The organism is Mycobacterium scrofulaceum, assembly GCF_002086735.1.
GTDB lineage: Bacteria > Actinomycetota > Actinomycetes > Mycobacteriales > Mycobacteriaceae > Mycobacterium > Mycobacterium scrofulaceum.
Window position 1 is genome coordinate 1 of the sequence record NZ_MVIJ01000071.1, and the last position, 18760, is coordinate 18760.

Sequence of the window (18760 nt, forward strand, 5' to 3'; positions counted from 1 at the left end):
CATCAATGGCAAACAGGTGGTCCCATGCTCATGGCAAAACCAGCTCTGAAGTGGTCCCTTTCACCTGGCAGCCGACATTTGTGTGGCTCCGCCTGTATCAGCAAGACCTGCAGGCCAAGTTGCCGCGTGGCCGGACCCGGCCGCTGTGGTGGACACTACGCCGACCACACCGTCCGCTGACCTATCACGCCGCGCACAGGATGTTCGAGCGGGCCAATGCCTGCCTGGGCTCGGATTGGACGTTGCACGACCTGCGGCACAGCGCCGCGATGCGGATGGCGCGGGATCCGCAGATGACGTTGAGCGACGTGCAGTGGGTGATGGGCCACGCCCACTTGACCACCACCGAGTTGTATTTGACGCCCTCCAAAGAGGAGGTCGTAGCGAGTGTGCTGGCTCACCACGCGCGGCAAGCGGCGCGGCGCGAAGATCCGGTTCCACCGCCGCCGGCGCCGGGCTACGACCCGCAGTCGCTGAGCGTCCTGTTCGGGAGGTCGATGTGACCACGATCGCCAAACACGTTGCGCGCAAACCACTTGCCGTGGCGAATGCGACCAAGACTCAGATCAGCGGGCGGAACAAGCAGCTGCGCGAACGGTTCCCCGCCCGTCAGCCCGAGCATTGTGGGGCAGCCACGGCCGGAACCGCCCAGGACACCATGGTCAGGCTGACCTCCGGATTGTTTACCTCGGATGTCAAGGGGACCCAGGCGGGTCGACGACGCGGTGTGACCAAGCTGCTGGACTGGCTGGCGACGTTTCCGGGCGACACCTGGCAACAGCGTTGGGAACTCAGTGGCGTCGAGCAGCATCCCGGCAAGACCTGGACCGGGCTCTCACTGAGGTGGCTGCAGGAGCGCGGTCAGGACGCGTCGTACGACGTCGACGATCTGGCCTCGGGCCTGCTCGTGTTGATCTGCGGCGACGTCATCCGTCCGGGTGTGCCGTGGATGCTTACCCGCACCCACGCCCGGCTGGCCGGTGCGATGGCGCACATCAGAGACCCGCAAGGGTTCGCCCAGCTGCGGCGACTCGCCGAGACCCAACCGGCCAGCTCCGCCGTCGACGCGCGGGTCGCGGCGACCAGGATCGCGACCATCCTCGCGTGCAAGGGCGGACGTGTCGCCGACATCACTGTCGGCGACTGTGTCGAACTGGTCGACACCCTGCGCCAGGTACACGCTCGCGGCGGACAAAAGAAGGTCGACTTCTACCTACGCCTGCGTGCGATTGGCATCTTCCCCGACGATGCGCCGCACACGATTCGCGCATTCGGGCAAGCCACCGGGCGACTCACGATCGAAGAATTAGTGGATCGATATCCGTTGCGTTGCCGACCCATTCGCGACCTGCTTGTCGACTACCTGCGGGAACGTCAGCCGTCGCTGGACTTCGCCAGCATCGACGCGATCTCCCGCAGCCTGGCCGGGCTGTTCTGGGCCCGCATCGAAGCCATCGCACCGGGCATCGACACCCTGCAGCTGCCCCAGGACGTCATCCGGACCTGGAAGGACGACCTGGCCACCAAGAAGCGAACGATCACCAACGCCGCCGGTGAGCAGATCGAGGTCGCAACCCCGCGACTCAACGCCAAAGACGAACTACTCCGGGTGCGAGCGTTCTACCTCGACATCGCTCAATGGGCCGTCGACGATCCCGCCCGATGGGCCCGGTGGGCGGCTCCCTGCCCGATTGGCGACGCCGAGATCCGACGAGCCAAGGAACGCAAACACCGCAAGGCTCGGATGGACCAGCGCACCCGCGAACGACTGCCTGTGCTGCCGGTGCTGGTGCGCACCGCGAACGAGCGCCGCCGCACCGCACAACAGTTCTTGCAGGCCGCTGACCAGACGGTGTCTGGAACCCTGATCCCCGGCACCGACGCCAAATTACGGAAAGCGCACGTCCCCAAAGCCATAGGCCGCCACGTCTGGGCCGACGACACGGCCACGGGCAAACGGCGCAACCTGTCCTACGAGGACGACGAGGCGTTCTGGGCGTTCGCGACGATTGAAGTATTGCGACTGACCGGCATCCGCTGTGAGGAACTGCTTGAACTCAGCCACCACAGCATCACCGAATACCGCCTGCCCTCCAGCGGCGAAGTGGTGCCGCTGCTGCAGATCGCCCCCTCCAAGACCGACACCGAACGCCTGCTGCTCGTCAGCCCCGAACTCGCCGACGTGCTCAGCGCCATCATCACCCGCCTCCGCGCACCAAGCGGTGCGATACCCCTGGTGCCGTCCTACGACACCCGAGAGCGAGTCTGGAACCCGCCGATGCCGCTGCTGTTCCAACGCGCCATCGGCAACGAGCACCGCCCCTTCACACCCAGTGCGATCCGCAAACTGCTCATCGACGCACTCGCCGCCAGCGGGCTCACCGACGCCACCGGCGAACCGCTGATTTTCTCGCCCCACGACTTCAGAAGGATCTTCGTCACCGACGCAATCATGAGCGGGCTACCACCGCACATCGCCCAAATCATCTGCGGGCACAAGACAATTGACACAACCATGGGATACAAAGCCGTCTACCCCATGGAAGCGATCGAAGCCCACCGAGCGTTCATCGCTCGCCGACGGGCAACCCGACCCAGCGAGGAGTACCGGACCCCGACCGAGGACGAGTGGGACGACTTCCTCGCCCACTTCGAGAAGCGCAAGGTGTCGGTCGGGACGTGCGGCCGCGCGTTTGGAACGCCGTGTTTTCACGAGCACGCTTGCGTCCGATGTTCGCTTCTCCGGCCGGACCCAGCGCAACGACCACGCCTGGAAGAGATCCGCAGCAACCTCGAGGACCGAATCGAGGAGGCCAAACTTCACGGCTGGCTCGGCGAAGTCGAGGGACTCCAAGTCAGCCTCGCCGGGGTGAAAGACAAACTCACTCAGATCGACACGAGCCGTCGCCTCGCGGTCGACCTCGGAACCCCCTCCCTACCAACAAATGCGCGGCCACGATGAACGGATCGCTAAGTGCCCCAGCTAAGTTCAGAGAAGCCTGTCTGACCTGTCCGATGTTCCTCACCACCGCCGAGTTCCTGCCCCAGCACCACCAGCAGCGGCAACAGAGCCTGCAGCTGATCACCGCCGCCCAAGCCCGCGGACAACAACGTCTGGCCGAGATGAACCACCAAATCCTGCACAACCTGGACAACATCATCACCGCCCTCAACGATCCACAACCAGGGAAGGCCAAACATGCCGGCTGACAACAGCATCCACCTCATCCACGCCGCCCAGCAGCGGCACGAACACACCCGCGCCAAGGCCATCGCTGCGATGCACGAACTCGACCGGACCGGCGCCCTGCTCACCTTCGAATCCGTCGCCCGCCACGCCGGTGTCTCCCGCTCGTGGATCTACACCCAAACCGACCTCAAAGACGAGATCCGCCGGCTCCGCACCCAACACCGACCCGAGCCAAGCACACCGTTACCCGCCCGACAACGCGCCAGCGACGACTCCCCGCGGCAGCGCCTCGAAATCGCCAACCGCCGCAACCGCGAACTCGCCGACGAGAACCGGCGGCTACGCCGCCAACTGGCGTGCGCCCTTGGCCAACTCCGCGACGACACCGGCCGACATCATGAACCGACGCATCGCGATTCGGTAACAATCGGGCCGTGCTAACCGCCAAGCGATATCCATCTCCAACCGCGTCATGGACACCCTCCACGACACAAACCTGCAGGTCACAACAGCTACCGCGGCCAGAACTCCAGATAACAATCGAGTCACTCAACGCCCGCTACCGACGGGCGATCAAGGCTCGCGGCCATTTCCCCTCGGAGGCCGCGGCGCTGAAGTGCCTGTATATGGTGACTCGCTCCCTCGATCCCAAGGGCACCGGCCAGCAACGCTGGGCGGTCCGCTGGAAGCCCGCTTTGAACGCGTTCGCAGTAACATTCGCCAACAGAATGCCCGACCTCAACCGAGGATAGGGAAACGCCACTTACACCGAATTCCGGATGGACCCGTCGGCGAAGTGCGCGGCCACTTCGCCGGTCGTTAATCCTTTAGCGGTCAACGACAACACGATCTCGTCGATGCCGGTCAGCCGACGTTGGCGCTTCTTGACGATCTGCGGATCGAACGAGCTGTTGGTATCGCGCGGCACCTCGATCTCGACCGGTCCGATCTCGGTGAACACCGTCTTGGCCCGGGTGCCGTTGCGGGCGTTGCCGCTGCCACGTCCGACCGGGTCGTGCTTGTCATAGCCGAGGTGCTCGGCCATCTCTGCGTCCAGCGCGGTCTCCAATACATTCTTGGTGATCTGGTTGAGTAGCCCGTTCGGGCCGACCAGCTCCACGCCCTGCTCCTTGGCCTGGGCCAATAGTTGTTCAGCGAGCTGCTTTTGATCCACCTCGGTAGCCATGGGCTCGAGTGTTTCGGACATCATCAGTCCTTCCCGCCAAGCTCACGCTCGGCGTGTCAGACCAAGGTCAGATCCACCGCTGTTCAGACAGTCCCCATCCTCAGTTTCGATTGCAGGGACCAGATCTTGTTGAGCAACAGTGCCTTTGTGTCGTAACGGTGGTAGCCGACCACGGTGCGCACGATCGCCCAGTTCTTCTGCTCGACGTGGCAGCCGTCGTTTTTGTTTCCGGGCCGCGAGCGGGTGAAGGTGATCTGGCGCCGCTCGCACCAAGCCAGCAGGTGGTGGTTGATGAACTCGCTGCCGTTATCGAAAGCCCAGGATCGGGAAGGGCATGGTGGTGGCGATCGAGGTGCCTCACCAAAAAGTGAGCGCGAAGCGTGGGCTGGTGCCTCACGCATGGTGAGCGCGTGGGGGCTTGCACTACTTCGCCTTGGCCAATCGGTCGATTGACGGTTGCAATGCTTCCAGGTCGATGTGGCGGGCGGCGGCAAGGGCGTCGGTCTTGGTCTTGGCCAGGTCCAGTAGCTGCATTTGGATGGTGTTGATCTGCCGGGTCAAATCGGCCGGGTTGATGCCCTCGATTCGGGCGGACACATGCGAAAGCTGTTGCGCATCAAGTATTCCCGATTCCTGCAGACGTTGCCACGGCGTGGCCGGCGTGTCGTAGATGCGCGTGCGGCGACTGGCCGCGGTGGTGCTGTAGCCGATGGGCTTTTTCGTCGGGGTGAAGAAGTTGCACCGCAGCGACACCAGCTTCCACAGCCGGTTGAGCAGCTCCAGCTCCTCGGAGGTGTCGTAGCGCCAGTAGAACGCGTGTTTGCGCACCACGTGGTTGTTTTTTGACTCCACGTGCGCTTGGTCGTTCTTCTGGTACGGCCGCGAGTGGGTCTGGGCGATGTCGCGGGTCTGCAGCCAGGCGGCGACCTCGTGATTGATGAACTCACCGCCGCAGTCCAAAGCGAAAATCACCAGATCGAACGGGAACCGCTGTTGCAGCTCGTCGATGCCGGCCGTGATCCACTTCGAGGCGTTGTTGCGGATCGAGAAGTTCTCGGTCCAGCCGATCACCAGGTCGGTCATCGTCAGCGTGCGGGCGAACTCGCCGATCAATGTCGGGCCGCAGTGCGCCACGGTATCGGCCTCGATCACCCTCGGGGCCTCAGGTGCCTCATCGGCGCAGGTACGGATGGCGATCGAGTTACGCAGCAGCGGCGACGGTTTGGTCGTCGAGATGCCCTTGATGCGCATCCTGTCCCAGGGCCGGTTTCAGGTAGCGGTCCAGGGTGGCCGCGCTCATCGCCTTCAGCTCCGCTGATGCCGCCTCGGTGGCGAACGGCCTGTCAAGATCACCGGATTCAGCCAGCAGCGGCAGCCACAGACCCACCATGACCACCAGGTACTTGCCGCACGGCATGCCCATCAAGGCCCACACATACTCCAGCAGTGCCCTGGCGTCGTCGCTGAAGCCCCGCGGCCGCAACGTACGCCTGTCAACCTGCTCGGCCGGGTCCGGCAGCCTCGGGCCGGTCAGCATCCGCCGAGCCGTCGAGCGGCCCATCCCCGTGGTGGACACCACCCGATCCAAAATCTTGCTCTTGTCCGCCTTCAACGCCTTGCGGTACTGACCTCGCAGTTTGTTCGCTACCTGCCGCCTCGCAGCCATGTCGATCTTGCCTTCCACATCGGGCAGGCCTTCCGGGCCACGCGCTCAAAATAGGTGAGGCACCACCGCCGGCCACGCGCTCAAACTCAGTGAGGCACGCCGGACTATTGACAATTGGTCGATCTTTGTAAAAGATTGGTAATACCGTCTGTCCGGGGTATTCGGGAGCAGCCAGTTGCCCGGTCGACGGCCGTCAGTATCCGGGAATGACGGGCAAGGGATCCACGCTATGCAAAGCACTATGCAAGACGTTCCGCTTTCTGTGACATCGATCGTCAAGCATGCCAACTCCATTCACGCCGACCGCCGCGTCGTCACACCGACCGAGTCGGGCTACCGGGCCGCGACCTACGGCGAGGTCGGCCGGCGGGTCGGTCAGTTAGCTAATGCGCTGCATGACCTTGGCGTCACCGGCGATCAGCGTGTGGCTACCTTCCAGTGGAGCAACCAGGAACACTTGGAGGCCTATTGTGCGGTGCCGTCGATGGGCGCGGTGTTGCACACGCTCAATATTCGTCTTACCGCCGAGCAGCTTGGCTACATCGCCAACCACGCCGACGACAACATCGTCATCGTCGACATGTCGTTAGCGCCGCTACTTGCGCGTTCTTTGCCGGCCATATCGTCGGTGCACACGGTGATTGCGGTCGGTGAGGGCGATCCCGAGCCGCTACGGGCGGCCGGCAAGGCCGTCGTTTCGTACGAAGACCTGATCTCGACACATCCCACCGAGTTCGACTGGCCTGAACTCGATGAGACGTCGGCCTCGGCGATGTGCTACACCAGCGGCACCACCGGAAACCCCAAGGGCGTGGTCTACAGCCACCGATCCACCTACCTGCATTCACTGGCCGTCTGCACTGGCAACGGGTTGGGCATCGCTGAAGCCGACCGCATCTTGGCTATCGTGCCGATGTTTCAAGCCAATGCGTGGGGCCTTATCTATGCCGCGCTGATGGCGGGGGCCGAACTGGTACTCCCGCACCGATGGCTACAACCTGGAGCGCTGGTGGCCATCATCGAGGACACCCGCCCGACCGTGGCCGGTGCGGTGCCCACAATCTGGAATGACGTCCGGCACTTCCTGGGCTGCGAGCCCGGTCATGACATCTCGTCGCTGCGTCTGGTCGCGTGCGGCGGATCGGCGGTACCGGTGTCACTGATGCGCGGCTTCGAACGCGACCACGGCGTACCGATCGTGCAGGCGTGGGGAATGACCGAAACCTCGCCGCTGGCCACGGTGGCCAAACCGCCGACTGGGCTCGACGAAGACCAACAGTGGGCGCTGCGTGCCACCCAGGGCCGCCCGATATGCGGCGTGGAAATCCGGCTGCGCAACGACCAGGATCGCACCCTGCCGTGCAACGGAGAAGCGGTCGGCGAGATCCAAGCCCGCGGGCCGTGGGTAACTGGCTCTTATTTTCGCGACGACGACGCCGACAAGTTCGACCAGGGGTGGCTGCGCACTGGCGATGTCGGCCACGTCGACGAGCATGGCTTCTTGACGCTGACCGACCGTGCCAAAGACGTCATCAAGTCCGGCGGGGAGTGGATTTCGTCGGTCGAATTGGAGAATTTGCTGATCGCCCATTCCGGGGTACATGAAGCCGCGGTCATCGGTGTGCCCGACGAGAAGTGGCAGGAGCGTCCACTCGCTCTAGTGGTGGTCAAACCCGGCGCCGATATCACGCCAGATGAGCTACGTGCCTTCTTAGACGGCAAAGTCGCTACGTGGTGGATCCCGGAGCGCTGGGCCTTCGTCCCCGAAATCCCGCGAACCAGCGTCGGTAAATACGACAAGAAAGTGCTTCGGGCATGTTACACCGCCGGTGACTACAACATCGTGGAATTCGTCTAGCGACCAAGGTTCGCTAGACCCGGCAATGCAGCCGAATAATTAAGGAGGTTACATGGCAACCACACGTTACCATTCGCTGGGTGCCGGCGGGCTGAACTGGGAAAGCGTGCCACTCAGGCTGTTCGCTGGCGGCATCGCCAAACTCTGGGACCCCGCCAATATCGACTTCTCCCGCGACAGCGCCGATTGGGAGGCGCTTTCCGACCGCGAACGCGTGTACGTCACCCGATTGTGCGCGGGCTTCATTGCCGGAGAGGAAGCAGTCACCCAGGACATCCAGCCGTTCATGGCCGCAATGCGGGCCGAAGGCCGGCTCGGCGACGAGATGTACTTGACGCAGTTTGCGTTCGAGGAAGCCAAACACACCCAGGCGTTCCGCTTGTGGCTCGATGCCGTCGGGGTGCGCGACGACTTACATAGTTTCCTCGATCAAACTCCGGCATACCGGCAGTTGTTCGACGAGGAACTTCACGAATCGCTCAACACGCTCTATGTGGATCCCTCGCCGGCTGCCCAGGTTCGCGCTTCGGTGACGTACAACCACATCATCGAGGGCATGTTGGCGCTGACCGGCTACTACGCCTGGCACAAGATCTGCGTGGAGCACGGCATTCTTCCCGGCATGCAGCAGCTGATTCGGCACATCGGCGACGACGAGCGACGCCACATGGCATGGGGCACTTTCACCTGCCGGCGCCACGTCGCTGCCGACGACACCAATTGGACGGTGTTCGAAACGCGCATGAACGAACTCATTCCGCTGGGGCAGCGCCTGATCGACGAGGGTTCTGCACTGTATGGCGACGACATACCCTTCAATCTGTCAATCGACGAGATGAGGACCTATGCCACCGACAAGGGGATGCGCCGGTTCAGCACGATCAGCAGCGCCCGCGGGCGACCGCCCGAGGAAATCGACCTCGACTACTCGCCACTGCAGCTGGAGGACACCTTCGCGGACGAGGACGCGAGGGTGCTGGCCGGTTCGGCCTGACTTCGACGAGATCGGCGCCAGTGCGTAAAAACGCGGAATTTTTGCGCTGGAGTCGATTCGGCACTGCGAGTACCAACACTGCTCCAGCTTAGTTGCCGTCGCCGGTGCCACTATCTCGGCACGCTTCAAAGATCCGCGATGGCGCAACGCTCCAAGCGGCGGCGAGGCCAGTCATTGACCGCACGACCCGGAGGAGACGACACACGATGCGTCGACCACTTGAGGACGGCTACTTCACGATGCCCAACGGCGATGAGCAGCCGCGGTTGATCGGTTCCTATAGCCCTGCTGCCGACAAGTACTTCTTCCCCCGCCGCCGCCGCTGTCCGTTGACGGGCGGCCCGGTCGAGGATGTCCTGCTGTCACCAACCGGCGAACTGTACGCCTGGACCTACGTCGAGTCGGCGTGGATGGGCAAGTCCCGGTTCGGCTCCACAGGCGACGGGCACGGTGTCGGCCAAGTTGACCTACCGGAGGGCGTGCGCGTGCAATCCATCCTGCGTGGCGAGATGGGCGACTGGGAGATCGGCATGCCCATGCAGCTTGAGGTCTACCCCCTCATGACCGATGCCGATGGCACTGAGCTGTGCTCGTTCCGCTTTTGCCCTACTCGACGGGGGGCATCTCGGTGATGGCCCGCGACGTCTATGTGATCGGCGTGGGGATGGCCCCGTTCGGCCAGCCGGACGCCAACGCGGCCGACTTGGGCTTCGGGGCCGGTGTCAACGCGCTCGGTGACGCCGGCATCGGCTTCGATGAAGTCGGCTACCTCTACAACGGCTACATCGGCGCCGGTCTGCTCACGGGTGTCACCCTTGCGAAGGATCTCGGGCTTACCGGCATCCCGATCACCCACGTCGAGAACGCGTCGGCCACCGGATCGTGCGCCTTCCATGAGGCGGTCCAGGTGGTGGCGGGGGGGAGCGTCGATATCGCGATGGCGCTAGGGTTTGACGACCTCAATCGCGCCACTCGAGCTATCGGGGGCAGCAAGCCCGGCATTGGCCAGGTGATCCTCCCGGCGGCGTTTTTCGCCATGTGGGCGACACGTCGCATGCACGAAGTGGGCACGACGGTCGAGACCTTCGCCGCCATCGCGGCAAAGAATTGGAACCATGCGCGGCTGAATCCCTACGCGCAACGTCGGGCCGACCATGAGGTCACCGTCGAAGAGATCCTCGCCTCGCGCATGATTTCCTACCCGCACACTTCGAAGATGGCCTGCGCCGCTGGCTCTGGGGCTGCGGCCGCGATCGTCGCGAGCCGCGAGGCGGCAGAGCGCGTGGCCGGTTCACGCCCGCTGGTGAAGGTGGTCGCCAGCCAGCAGCAGTCCGAGCAGTTCGTTGACGGCCACATTTTCATGGGTGCGGTCGTCGGTCCGGGCGAGCTCACCGCGGCCACGGCAAAGGCCGCCTACGACGAGGCCGGTGTCGGGCCGGCCGACCTCGACCTCGCCCACGTGCACGACGCATTCCCCATCGAGGAACTGATGTATTACGAGCTGCTCGGGGTGTGCGCGGCTGGGGAGGGGGACAAGCTCGTCTCCGAGGGCGCGACCAGCCTGGGTGGTCGTATCCCGTTCTCGACCGACGGCGGGCTGATCGGGCGCGGTCATCCCGGTGGGCCGACCGGCCTGGCCCAGATCTGGGATGTGACACGGCAGCTGCGGGGCGAGGCGGGCCCGCTGCAGGTCGAAGGCGCTCGAACCGGGCTTGCTCACATGATGGGCGCGGGCTCGGTCTGTGTCATCCACATCCTGCAGGCCGGGCGGTGACGTCATTCAACACATCCGATAAGAGAGAAATCGCCCTGCGGGGCGACAGCATGGAAGGGAAATCGCGTGGCTGAGCTTAGCTTCGACGGGAGGGTCGCCATCGTGACCGGGGCGGGAAACGGTCTCGGCAAGGAGCATGCGATGCTGCTTGCATCACGCGGCGCGCGCGTGTTGGTGAACGATCTCGGCGGCAGCGTCGCCGGCGTCGGCGCGGACCTGACCGCGGCGGAGGCCGTCGCTCAGGAGATCGAAGCCGCCGGCGGTATCGCGGTCGCCGATGGTCACAGCGTGGCGACCCGAGAAGGTGGGGCGGCCATCGTGCAGGCGGCTCTCGACGCCTTCGGGCGGGTCGACATCGTCGTCAACAACGCGGGCATCCTGCGCGACAAGTCCTTCCACAATCTCACGCCGGAGCTACTCGATCCGGTGATCGATGTCCATCTCTACGGCACCATCTGGGTGACCCAGCCGGCGTTCCTCAGGATGCGCGAGCAGGGCTACGGCCGGATCGTCAACACCTCCTCCGCCGCCGGGATTTTCGGCAACTTCGGTCAGACCAACTACGGGGCCGCGAAGATGGGGGTCATCGGCTTCACACGGGTGCTCGCCCAGGAAGGCGCGAAGTACAACATCAAGGTGAACGCGATCGCGCCGATGGCGCGGACCCGGATGACCGAGGAACTCCTCGGGCCGATCGCCAAGAAGCTGGACCCGGCACTGGTCGCCCCGGTCGTCGCGTATCTCTGCCATGAATCCTGCGATCTCACGTCGAGGATCTTCTCCGTTGGGGGCGGGCGAGTGGCCGAGATCTTCATCAGTGTGACGAAGGGCTTCTCATCGCCGACGCTCGATATCGAAGCGGTCCAGGACAACCTTGAGGCGATCTGCGACCGAGAGGGATACCAGACTCCAACGCAGGCCAACGACGAGATCGGCCTCGTGCTTCAAGCGCTCGGCTGAACACGTACGTACGTTGAGGAGGACCATGCCATGGCCGTGATCGACCTGCTGCGCCAAGCGGTAGAGGACCGACCGGACAAGACCGCCGTCATCGCCGAGGACGGCGCGGCCACTTTCCGCGAGCTCGACGCTGCCAGCAGCCGGGTCGCCCAGCAATTGCACGCCGCTGGGGTGAGCCGCGGTCACAAGGTGGCGATGCTGCTCGCCAACGACCAAGCGATGCATTTCAATGCAGTGTATTTCGGCATCCACAAACTTGGTGCCGTGCCGGTGCCGCTCAATACCCGGTGGGCAGCGCCGGAAAAGCTGTTCGTGCTTGAGCACAGCGACGCCGTGGCGGTGATCACCGGTCTCGCCCACCGGGAGGTTCTGGTTGCGCTTGCCGAAGGCGAATCTGTCGAGATCGGCGGCCGTCCCGGTAGCTTCCAACTTGAGCACTTCTTCGTGACCGGCAGCGAGGCGCTGGATGGATTCACCCCCCTGGGCGACGTGGTGGGCGCGGGCTCTGCGGACGTGCCGCTCCTCGAGCCTTCCCTGAGCGCCGACGACCCGGCGGATCTGCTCTATACGTCCGGCACCACCGGGATGCCCAGGGGCGTGCTGGTGCCCGAGGGCAACCTCGCCGACGAGCCCGGCCAGGCGAGCCTCGGGCAGCTTCTCGGCGCGATGTTCGGCGAGAGCCTGCTTCATGCGGTGCCCTTGTTCGGTTTCACGGGCTGCCATGGCCTGATGCTGCTAAGCATTCGTGCCGGGGTCACGCAGATCGTGTTGCCGCGTTTTGATCCCGAGCAGTTGCTCGCGGCGATCGAGCGCTACCGCGCCACGTCGATCATGGGTGTGCCGACAATGCTGAATTTGGCCATGAAGCACCCCACGGTGGGTGATCACGACTACAGCTCGCTGCAGCTCGTGTTTTTCGGGGCGGCGCCGATCCAGCCCGACACCGTGCGCAAAATGCGGCAGGTGTGGCCCGGAGCGAAGATGCTGAACGCTTACAGCCTCACCGAGGCCGGTGCCGGCGCGGCCTGCATCCTCGGTCCCGACCCAGATGACATCCTTGCCCGGCCGGGCTCGGTTGGCAGGCCCGTAGGATGCGAGGTTGTCGTCGTTGATGACTACGATAACCCACTCCCCCCAGGCAAGGTCGGCGAGATCTGCTTTAAGTCGAAGATAGCTCGGCGCAGCTACTACAAGGGGGAGCAGCCCACCGCGGAACTTTGGAGCGGTGGACTGTTGCACACCGGCGACGTGGGTTATGTCGCTGACGATGGCTACGTCTATCTGACCGAGCGCAAAAAAGACATGATCCTGCGCGGCGGCTACAACATCTTCGCCATCGAGGTCGAGCGCGTGCTGCTCGAGATGCCCGAGGTGCTCGAGGCCGCAGTCATCGCGGTGCCGCATTCGGACCTCGGTGAGGATCTCCTAGCGGTGATCGCGCCCAAGCCCGGGTTCAGCGGCGGCGAAGGCGAACTCACCGCGGAGCGGATCAACCAGTTCTGCCGCCAGCACCTCGCCGACTACAAATGCCCGCGCCACATGGTCGTAGTGGACGAGCTACCGAAGAACGCCATGGCCAAGGTCATGAAAAACGAACTCCGACAGCGCTTCCGAGATCACCTGTTCGATCAAGGGGCCGAAAACAAATGAATGCTCCTTGAATATCGGCTTAACAGCGCGACGGCGGCCATTCCGAGCAGTGTCCGGCGCATAGCCACAGAAGAACCGTAAAGCGAGCGGATGGGGACGGCGGAAGATGCCAAGGCCGGTGAGACAGTGCTTACGCGGAATTGATGAGCGCTTCGGTGTGTGGATTGGTCGATCCAGGCGACGGTAAGGCCGTCCCTATTTCTTTTCGCGACAACAACTGTTTGAAGAGAAGATGAGGTGCCATGTCATGGATTTCATGCTCAGTCCAGAACAGGACGATTTCCGCCAGACTATACAGCAGTTCGTTACCGAACTGTCACCGCTGGCCAAGGTTCGCCAGGCGGTAACAACTGCGCCGGGATATGACATCGACCTTTGGTCTCGCATGAGTCGGGAACTGGGGCTGCCGAGTCTGCTCGTACCGGAGGAGTACGGCGGTGCGGCAGCAACGATGATCGAGGCTGCTGTCGCCATCGAGGAGCTTGGACGCGGCATCGTGCCGTGCCCGCTGTTCGCGACCGTCGCGCTCGGTGTCGCGCCGATCTTGATCGCGGCCAGCCAGGAGCAGAAGAGAGAACTGCTTCCAGAGATAGCCGCGGGCGCTCGTACAGTCACGACTGCTATCAATGAACCGGGTTGCGTTGACGGCTTCGGTGCTGTAGCCATGCGAGCGGCGACAAATGGCGACGCCGTCACGCTGTCTGGGACCAAGATTCATGTGATCGACGGCCATAGTGCGGACACCCTGCTGGTGCTCGCTCTGCCGCCCGGTGACTCCGCTGAGCCGGCATTGTACCTCGTTGACGGTAACGCCGTCGGCCTCACCCGTACACGCGTCGAGACCCTGGACATCACCCGACCGCTGGCCACCCTGACCTTCGACGCCGTCTCTGCGGTTCCCTTGGCTGGCGCGCACGGCGTCGCGCCCATACGCCGTGCGTTAGATGTCGCGAAGACGTTACTCGCAGCGGAGATGGTTGGTGGCACCGAGGGCGCTATGACCATGTCCGTCGAATACGCCAAGGTGCGTCACCAGTTCAATCGGCCCATCGGCTCCTTCCAGGCGATCAAGCACCGATGCGCCGAGATGGCAATCGAACTGGACAGTGCTCGTGCAGTCACTCTCTACGCGGCTCATCTGGCAGCGGAGGAGAGCGCTGACCTCGCCAAGGCGGCCCCCATTGCCGTGGCAACCGCCGCGGCCGGATTTGACTTCACCGCATCGTGGAATGTGCAGATTCACGGCGGGATCGGGTTCACCTGGGAGCACGACGCACACCTCTACTACCGGCGGGCGAAAGCCGACCGGGTACTGCTGGGCTCAGTACGCGAGCAATGGCTCGAGGTCGCTGACCGCATCGGGCTCTAAACACCGCCACATACTTCGTCGGCACGAACAGAGAAAGATGACATGTGGATGGGGACCCCCTCAGCTCAGACGCTCGTTGATATAGGCGTTAGAGGAATTTTTCAGGAGCTCGAGGAGGTCCCGATGACGATGGTAGGCGGTTTCGACGTGCGGCGACAGCAGATCACATTCGATTACGTCGATTATGACGGCTTGTTGCGCTGGGGTCAGATCGGTCCGGCGACCCGGAAAGCGTTGCGGAACTGGCTGGCTGAGCACTGCAGCGATGGGGACGGCCAGTTCGCGCTGGAGGGCTGCCCGGGGTGGCGGTATGTGTGCGAGGAGCTGGCCGCTGCTGGGATCTGCGCGCACCTGGGGGATGCGGCCGAGATTGCCGTCTTACCGGAGCCCAAGAAGCGCGCCAAGACCGACCGCGCCGATACTCGGTTGCTGCGTACGCTGTTGTTCGAGGACCGGTTCCCCGAGTCGTGGATCCTACCCGCACACATGCTGGAGATCCGCACGCTGGGCCGGTTGTACTACACGTTGATGGACGAGCGGCGGGCCTGGCAGCAGCGCATCCATGTCCAGCTGTTCCATCAGGGCTGTCCACCGATTCGGGCGCTGTTATCCGGCGCAGGCCGCGCGGCGCTGGACAGCGTCGACTTGTCGGCGGCGGGCCGGCGGTGCGTTGACACTGCGCTACGGCGCATCGATCAGCTAAGCACCGAGATCGACCCGCTGCCAAGCCAATTAGTCAACTTCGCCCGACGCCAAGCCGGGTGTCAGGCAATGCAGCGCCATTACGGCATCGGTTGGTTGTGCGCGGCGATCATCTGGTCCGAGGTCGGTGATGTCCGCCGATTCAGCAGTTCCCATCGGCTGGTGCGGTTTGCTGGGCTGGATGTCACCGTGTACTCCTCTGATACCAAACGCTCACCAGGGCACCTGTCGCGAGAGGGCTCACCCGAGCTGCGCTGGGCGGCGTTTGAGGCAGCCGAGTGCGCGAGCCGGCGCCGTTCCCTTGATTACGGTTACTACCACAAGCTGGCAGCCAAGCGCGACGGCCACAACGGCAAGAATCCCCACCCTGGCGGTGGAACGCAAAATTCTGCGCCGATGCTATCACCCGCTGCGTGCGTTCGAAGATGGCGCCCTGGCGCTGCCAGTCCCCGAACGCCAGGAGGTGGCCTCTTAAATGATGCGTTGCGCGCCTGCCATGCCCATTAATCACCTGATGCTAATCACCTGATGCCTGCGGCCAGCGCCCGTGTGGTTCCTGTCGCCACTCCGCTGTTGGGTGGACTTCCCGGAAAGATTGAGCGGCCGCGCCTTCGTTGCCCGCACGTCGGGCACCCCATCGATCATCAAGTTGCCGGATATCGTCCGTGGACTCAGATAAGGCTGGGCGCCGGCACACGCGACGCGCGTCTTTCGCCCCACATTTATGCACCGGAGGGCAGCAGATGACTTGAACCACACCGTCTTTTCCTGTTCCCCGGCGGCCAAGTATGCGGCGGATCCTCGTCGGTCTCAAGGTCGTTCGTCCTCGCTACGCTGCGGGCGCTCCGCCTTGACCCCGACCGCGGTCCACCGCCTTCAAGCGGTCGAAAACGAAGCAAAACACGCAAAAAATAACCCAATGGATCCACCTTTACGCGGGTCCTCAACACAGATAAGGGACGACGATTCGATATGGACCTGTCTTATCCCCCGTCAGCTGAGGCGTTCAGGTCACGAGTGCGCGACTTCATCACCGCGAACGTCCCTGCCGACTTCGCTGGAATCGGGGCGTTGGATCAAACCCGGCGGAAGGAGTTCATCCGAGAGTGGCGGAAGACGCTCGCGGACAACGGCCTACTCGCCGTGTTGTGGCCAAAGCGATATGGCGGAGCGGGACTGACCCCACTCCACCAAGTCGTGCTGGCCGAGGAGTTTGCTCGCGCCGGGGTACCCGCCGGAACTGAGAACGACATGTTCGGGATTCAGCTGCTTGGCAACACGCTTGTCGTCTGCGGCACCGAGGACCAGAAGAATTGGTTCTTGCCGCGAATTCTGTCCGGTGATGATCGGTGGTGCCAGGGGTTTTCCGAACCCGACGCGGGATCGGATCTGGCCAGCCTGCGGACGAGAGCGGTTCTTGATGGCGACGAATGGGTCATCAACGGGTCCAAGATCTGGACTTCAGTGGGACACCTCGCCAACTGGATCTTCGCACTGTGCCGCACCGACATGGATGCTCCCAAGCACCGGGGGATCTCATTTCTGCTCGTGCCGATGGATCAGCCCGGCGTGGAGGTTCGACCCATCAAGAATATAGTGGGCCAGTCGATGTTCAACGAGGTGTTCTTCACCGACGCCCGAACCGCTGCAGACAACGTTGTCGGGGAAGTGAACGCAGGATGGTCGGTGGCCATGACGCTGCTGGGTTTCGAGCGTGGAACAAGTGTCACCACCGACGCGATTCGCTTCCAAGCTGAGATCGACCGGCTCTTCGAGCTGGCGAAAGAACGAGGTAAGACTAACGACCCGCATATCCGTGAGCAGCTCGCTTGGTGCTATGGTCGCGTCGAGATTATGCGGTGTCGTGGGTATCAGGCGTTGACGCGCTTCTTACACGGTGAGTATCCAGGTCCCGAGGCCGCGATGACCAAGATCCTCTGGAGCGAGTTCTTCCAACGCGAGACCGAACTGGCGATGGAGATCCTCGAGACGGACGTGTTGACGCTGTCGGGCACGGGAACGAACGGCGCCTTGGCGACTGCGGATGTCGGAACACCGAATTCGTCGCTCGCGTGGGTTGAGTCGGCATTGGCGGCGCGAGCCGCCACGATTTATGCGGGCAGTTCACAGGTGCAGCGCAATATCATCGGCGAGAAACTGCTCGGCCTGCCCAAGGAACCGCGCCTCTAGGATCCGAACAATGCCGGAGCCCGTAGACACCAGTAGTGCCGCTTCCGGTAGATGGGCGGCCATCTCGAATGCGGAATACCTGCGCAAGTGGCTGGGCCTTGGTATCGCGATCGGCACTCGGCGACGCCTGAAAACTGACCCCGTGTCGACGCAGATTTTGACCCCTTCGACCGATTCTCGGCTTGGGCCGAGAGGAGAAAGGAGTTGTTGTCAGTGGACGATTGGCTGAGATCCGCAGACCGCCGCTGTTGAAGATGTTGCCGAAAAGCGGTTCTCCGCGCAGCGGTCACCGTGCCGGTGATGGGTGCGACCAACCGATAATCCATTTTGATGATCATCACCGGCTCGTCGTGACGAAGTATCTTGCGGGAACAGCGGATGACACCGGACCGGATCCGCAGCGTCTTAGGACGATGCGGGCTTGCTCTTTGAGCAGCAAGGCCTCTGTCAATGGCCATTTAGAAGTGTCGCTTGCCAGGGTGATGGGGCCACCTGATTGCCAGGGGGATGGGACCACCGTGGCGCGTTATTGAGGAAGCTCGTCGTCGTGGTCTGGGTCAAGCTGGCTGGGTCGGGTGCGTTGACGGTAGGACGGTCCTTCGATGACGAGGGTGTGGGCGGTGGCCGTGAGTCGGTCGATCGCTGATTGGGCCAGCAGGGTGTCGGCGGTCATGGTCAACCATTCGGAGGGTTCTCGGTTGGAGGTCACGATGGTCGTTTTGGCGCGGTGGCGTTCGACGATGATTTCGTAGAAGTCGCTGGTCTCTGTGGCGCCGAGGGGTCTGAGCGCAAAGTCGTCGATAATGAGGACGTCGATGGTGGTGAGTCGGCGGATCTCGGCGTCGACGGTGTTGTCCAGGCGGGCGGCGCGCAGCCGGGTGAACAGCTTGTCGGATCGGGCGAACAGTACGGAGTTGCGTCGGCGAATTACCATGTGTCCCAATGCTGTTGCCAGATACGTCTTGCCTACTCCGACCTCGTGTCAATGTGCGGTTTCAGGACATGCTTGGCATTGTTGCTTCAAGACATCTTTGACGGATTCGCCCTGGGCAAGTCGCGAGCACGGCTAGATGCTGTGGCGGCGTGGGTAAGCCTTGAAGATGGTGATATCGCTGTCGGGATTTCTCGCATGAGTGCAGATCTCGTTGCCGTCGATTACGACGCGAAAGACGGTGTCCTCAATGGCAATAGCGACCGTTTGCCCTTGGTAACTGCGTCCTA

At 63.2% G+C, this 18760-nt stretch carries 16 protein-coding genes and 4 pseudogenes; 15 read left to right on the plus strand and 5 right to left on the minus strand.

From position 1 onward, the window contains the following. Positions 1-50: 50 nt before the first annotated feature. From BST44_RS26690 to BST44_RS26710, 5 genes are read left to right on the plus strand one after another with little or no spacing between them, the layout of a single operon-like run. On the plus strand, positions 51-503 hold the full coding sequence (locus tag BST44_RS26690) for a tyrosine-type recombinase/integrase (RefSeq protein ID WP_241007795.1): 453 nt from the start codon (positions 51-53) through the stop codon (positions 501-503). Next, positions 500-2962: a tyrosine-type recombinase/integrase gene (locus BST44_RS26695; protein WP_007168441.1), complete on the plus strand. Its 2463-nt coding sequence runs from the start codon at positions 500-502 to the stop codon at positions 2960-2962. Before BST44_RS26690 ends, BST44_RS26695 begins: the two co-directional genes overlap by 4 nt. 53 nt (positions 2963-3015) lie before the next feature. Further along, positions 3016-3210 (plus strand): hypothetical protein, encoded by a 195-nt coding sequence (locus tag BST44_RS26700; protein WP_007168442.1) that lies wholly within the window; start codon positions 3016-3018, stop codon positions 3208-3210. Next, positions 3200-3631 carry a DUF6262 family protein gene (locus tag BST44_RS26705; protein ID WP_007168443.1) on the plus strand — a complete coding sequence of 144 codons (432 nt, stop codon included), beginning with the start codon at positions 3200-3202 and terminating at the stop codon, positions 3629-3631. Before BST44_RS26700 ends, BST44_RS26705 begins: the two co-directional genes overlap by 11 nt. Further along, on the plus strand, positions 3625-3942 hold the full coding sequence (locus tag BST44_RS26710) for a transposase (protein ID WP_075630241.1): 318 nt from the start codon (positions 3625-3627) through the stop codon (positions 3940-3942). Before BST44_RS26705 ends, BST44_RS26710 begins: the two co-directional genes overlap by 7 nt. 35 nt (positions 3943-3977) lie before the next feature. Here BST44_RS26710 and BST44_RS26715 read toward each other — a convergent pair. The 4 genes and pseudogenes from BST44_RS26715 to BST44_RS31155 all read right to left on the minus strand — a co-directional run. Then, positions 3978-4376, minus strand: a pseudogene (locus tag BST44_RS26715) (transposase); the annotation flags it as partial. A 143-nt stretch (positions 4377-4519) separates the two neighbouring features. Next, positions 4520-4687, minus strand: a pseudogene (locus BST44_RS26720) (integrase); the annotation flags it as partial. A 112-nt stretch (positions 4688-4799) separates the two neighbouring features. Beyond that, on the minus strand, positions 4800-5627 hold the full coding sequence (locus tag BST44_RS26725; protein ID WP_224112851.1) for an integrase catalytic domain-containing protein: 828 nt from the start codon (positions 5625-5627) through the stop codon (positions 4800-4802). A gap of 25 nt (positions 5628-5652) precedes the next feature. After that, positions 5653-5937: pseudogene (locus BST44_RS31155) on the minus strand (integrase catalytic domain-containing protein); the annotation flags it as partial. Between the two features lie 334 nt (positions 5938-6271). Here BST44_RS31155 and BST44_RS26730 point away from each other — a divergent pair. From BST44_RS26730 to BST44_RS26770, 9 genes are all read left to right on the plus strand, one after another. Beyond that, the gene (locus tag BST44_RS26730; RefSeq protein WP_007168449.1) at positions 6272-7900 is read left to right on the plus strand and encodes a long-chain fatty acid--CoA ligase; all 1629 of its coding nucleotides are present in this window, start codon (positions 6272-6274) and stop codon (positions 7898-7900) included. Positions 7901-7952: 52 nt separating this feature from the next. Beyond that, positions 7953-8894: a R2-like ligand-binding oxidase gene (locus tag BST44_RS26735; protein ID WP_007168450.1), complete on the plus strand. Its 942-nt coding sequence runs from the start codon at positions 7953-7955 to the stop codon at positions 8892-8894. A gap of 206 nt (positions 8895-9100) precedes the next feature. Then, positions 9101-9526 carry a Zn-ribbon domain-containing OB-fold protein gene (locus tag BST44_RS26740; RefSeq protein ID WP_007168451.1) on the plus strand — a complete coding sequence of 142 codons (426 nt, stop codon included), beginning with the start codon at positions 9101-9103 and terminating at the stop codon, positions 9524-9526. Then, positions 9526-10668 carry a thiolase family protein gene (locus BST44_RS26745; protein ID WP_040622299.1) on the plus strand — a complete coding sequence of 381 codons (1143 nt, stop codon included), beginning with the start codon at positions 9526-9528 and terminating at the stop codon, positions 10666-10668. Before BST44_RS26740 ends, BST44_RS26745 begins: the two co-directional genes overlap by 1 nt. Positions 10669-10734: 66 nt before the next feature. Then, the gene (locus tag BST44_RS26750; protein WP_007168453.1) at positions 10735-11628 is read left to right on the plus strand and encodes an SDR family oxidoreductase; all 894 of its coding nucleotides are present in this window, start codon (positions 10735-10737) and stop codon (positions 11626-11628) included. A gap of 30 nt (positions 11629-11658) precedes the next feature. Further along, complete coding sequence (locus tag BST44_RS26755; RefSeq protein ID WP_007168454.1) at positions 11659-13278, plus strand: class I adenylate-forming enzyme family protein; 1620 nt, start codon at positions 11659-11661, stop codon at positions 13276-13278. A 247-nt stretch (positions 13279-13525) separates the two neighbouring features. After that, positions 13526-14647, plus strand: a complete 1122-nt coding sequence (locus BST44_RS26760) for an acyl-CoA dehydrogenase family protein (protein WP_050790029.1) — start codon at positions 13526-13528, stop codon at positions 14645-14647. A 123-nt stretch (positions 14648-14770) separates the two neighbouring features. Further along, entirely contained in the window at positions 14771-15856 is a 1086-nt protein-coding gene (locus BST44_RS26765; protein WP_224112852.1) for a transposase, read from the plus strand. Positions 15857-16321: 465 nt separating this feature from the next. After that, entirely contained in the window at positions 16322-17539 is a 1218-nt protein-coding gene (locus tag BST44_RS26770; RefSeq protein WP_007168458.1) for an acyl-CoA dehydrogenase family protein, read from the plus strand. A 526-nt stretch (positions 17540-18065) separates the two neighbouring features. Here the strand turns inward: BST44_RS26770 and BST44_RS26775 are convergent. Further along, positions 18066-18515: pseudogene (locus tag BST44_RS26775) on the minus strand (ATP-binding protein); the annotation flags it as partial. Positions 18516-18545: 30 nt separating this feature from the next. Here BST44_RS26775 and BST44_RS30720 point away from each other — a divergent pair. After that, positions 18546-18760, plus strand: a 215-nt coding sequence (locus BST44_RS30720) for a hypothetical protein (protein ID WP_208619896.1), incomplete at its 3' end; no start/stop codon positions are given.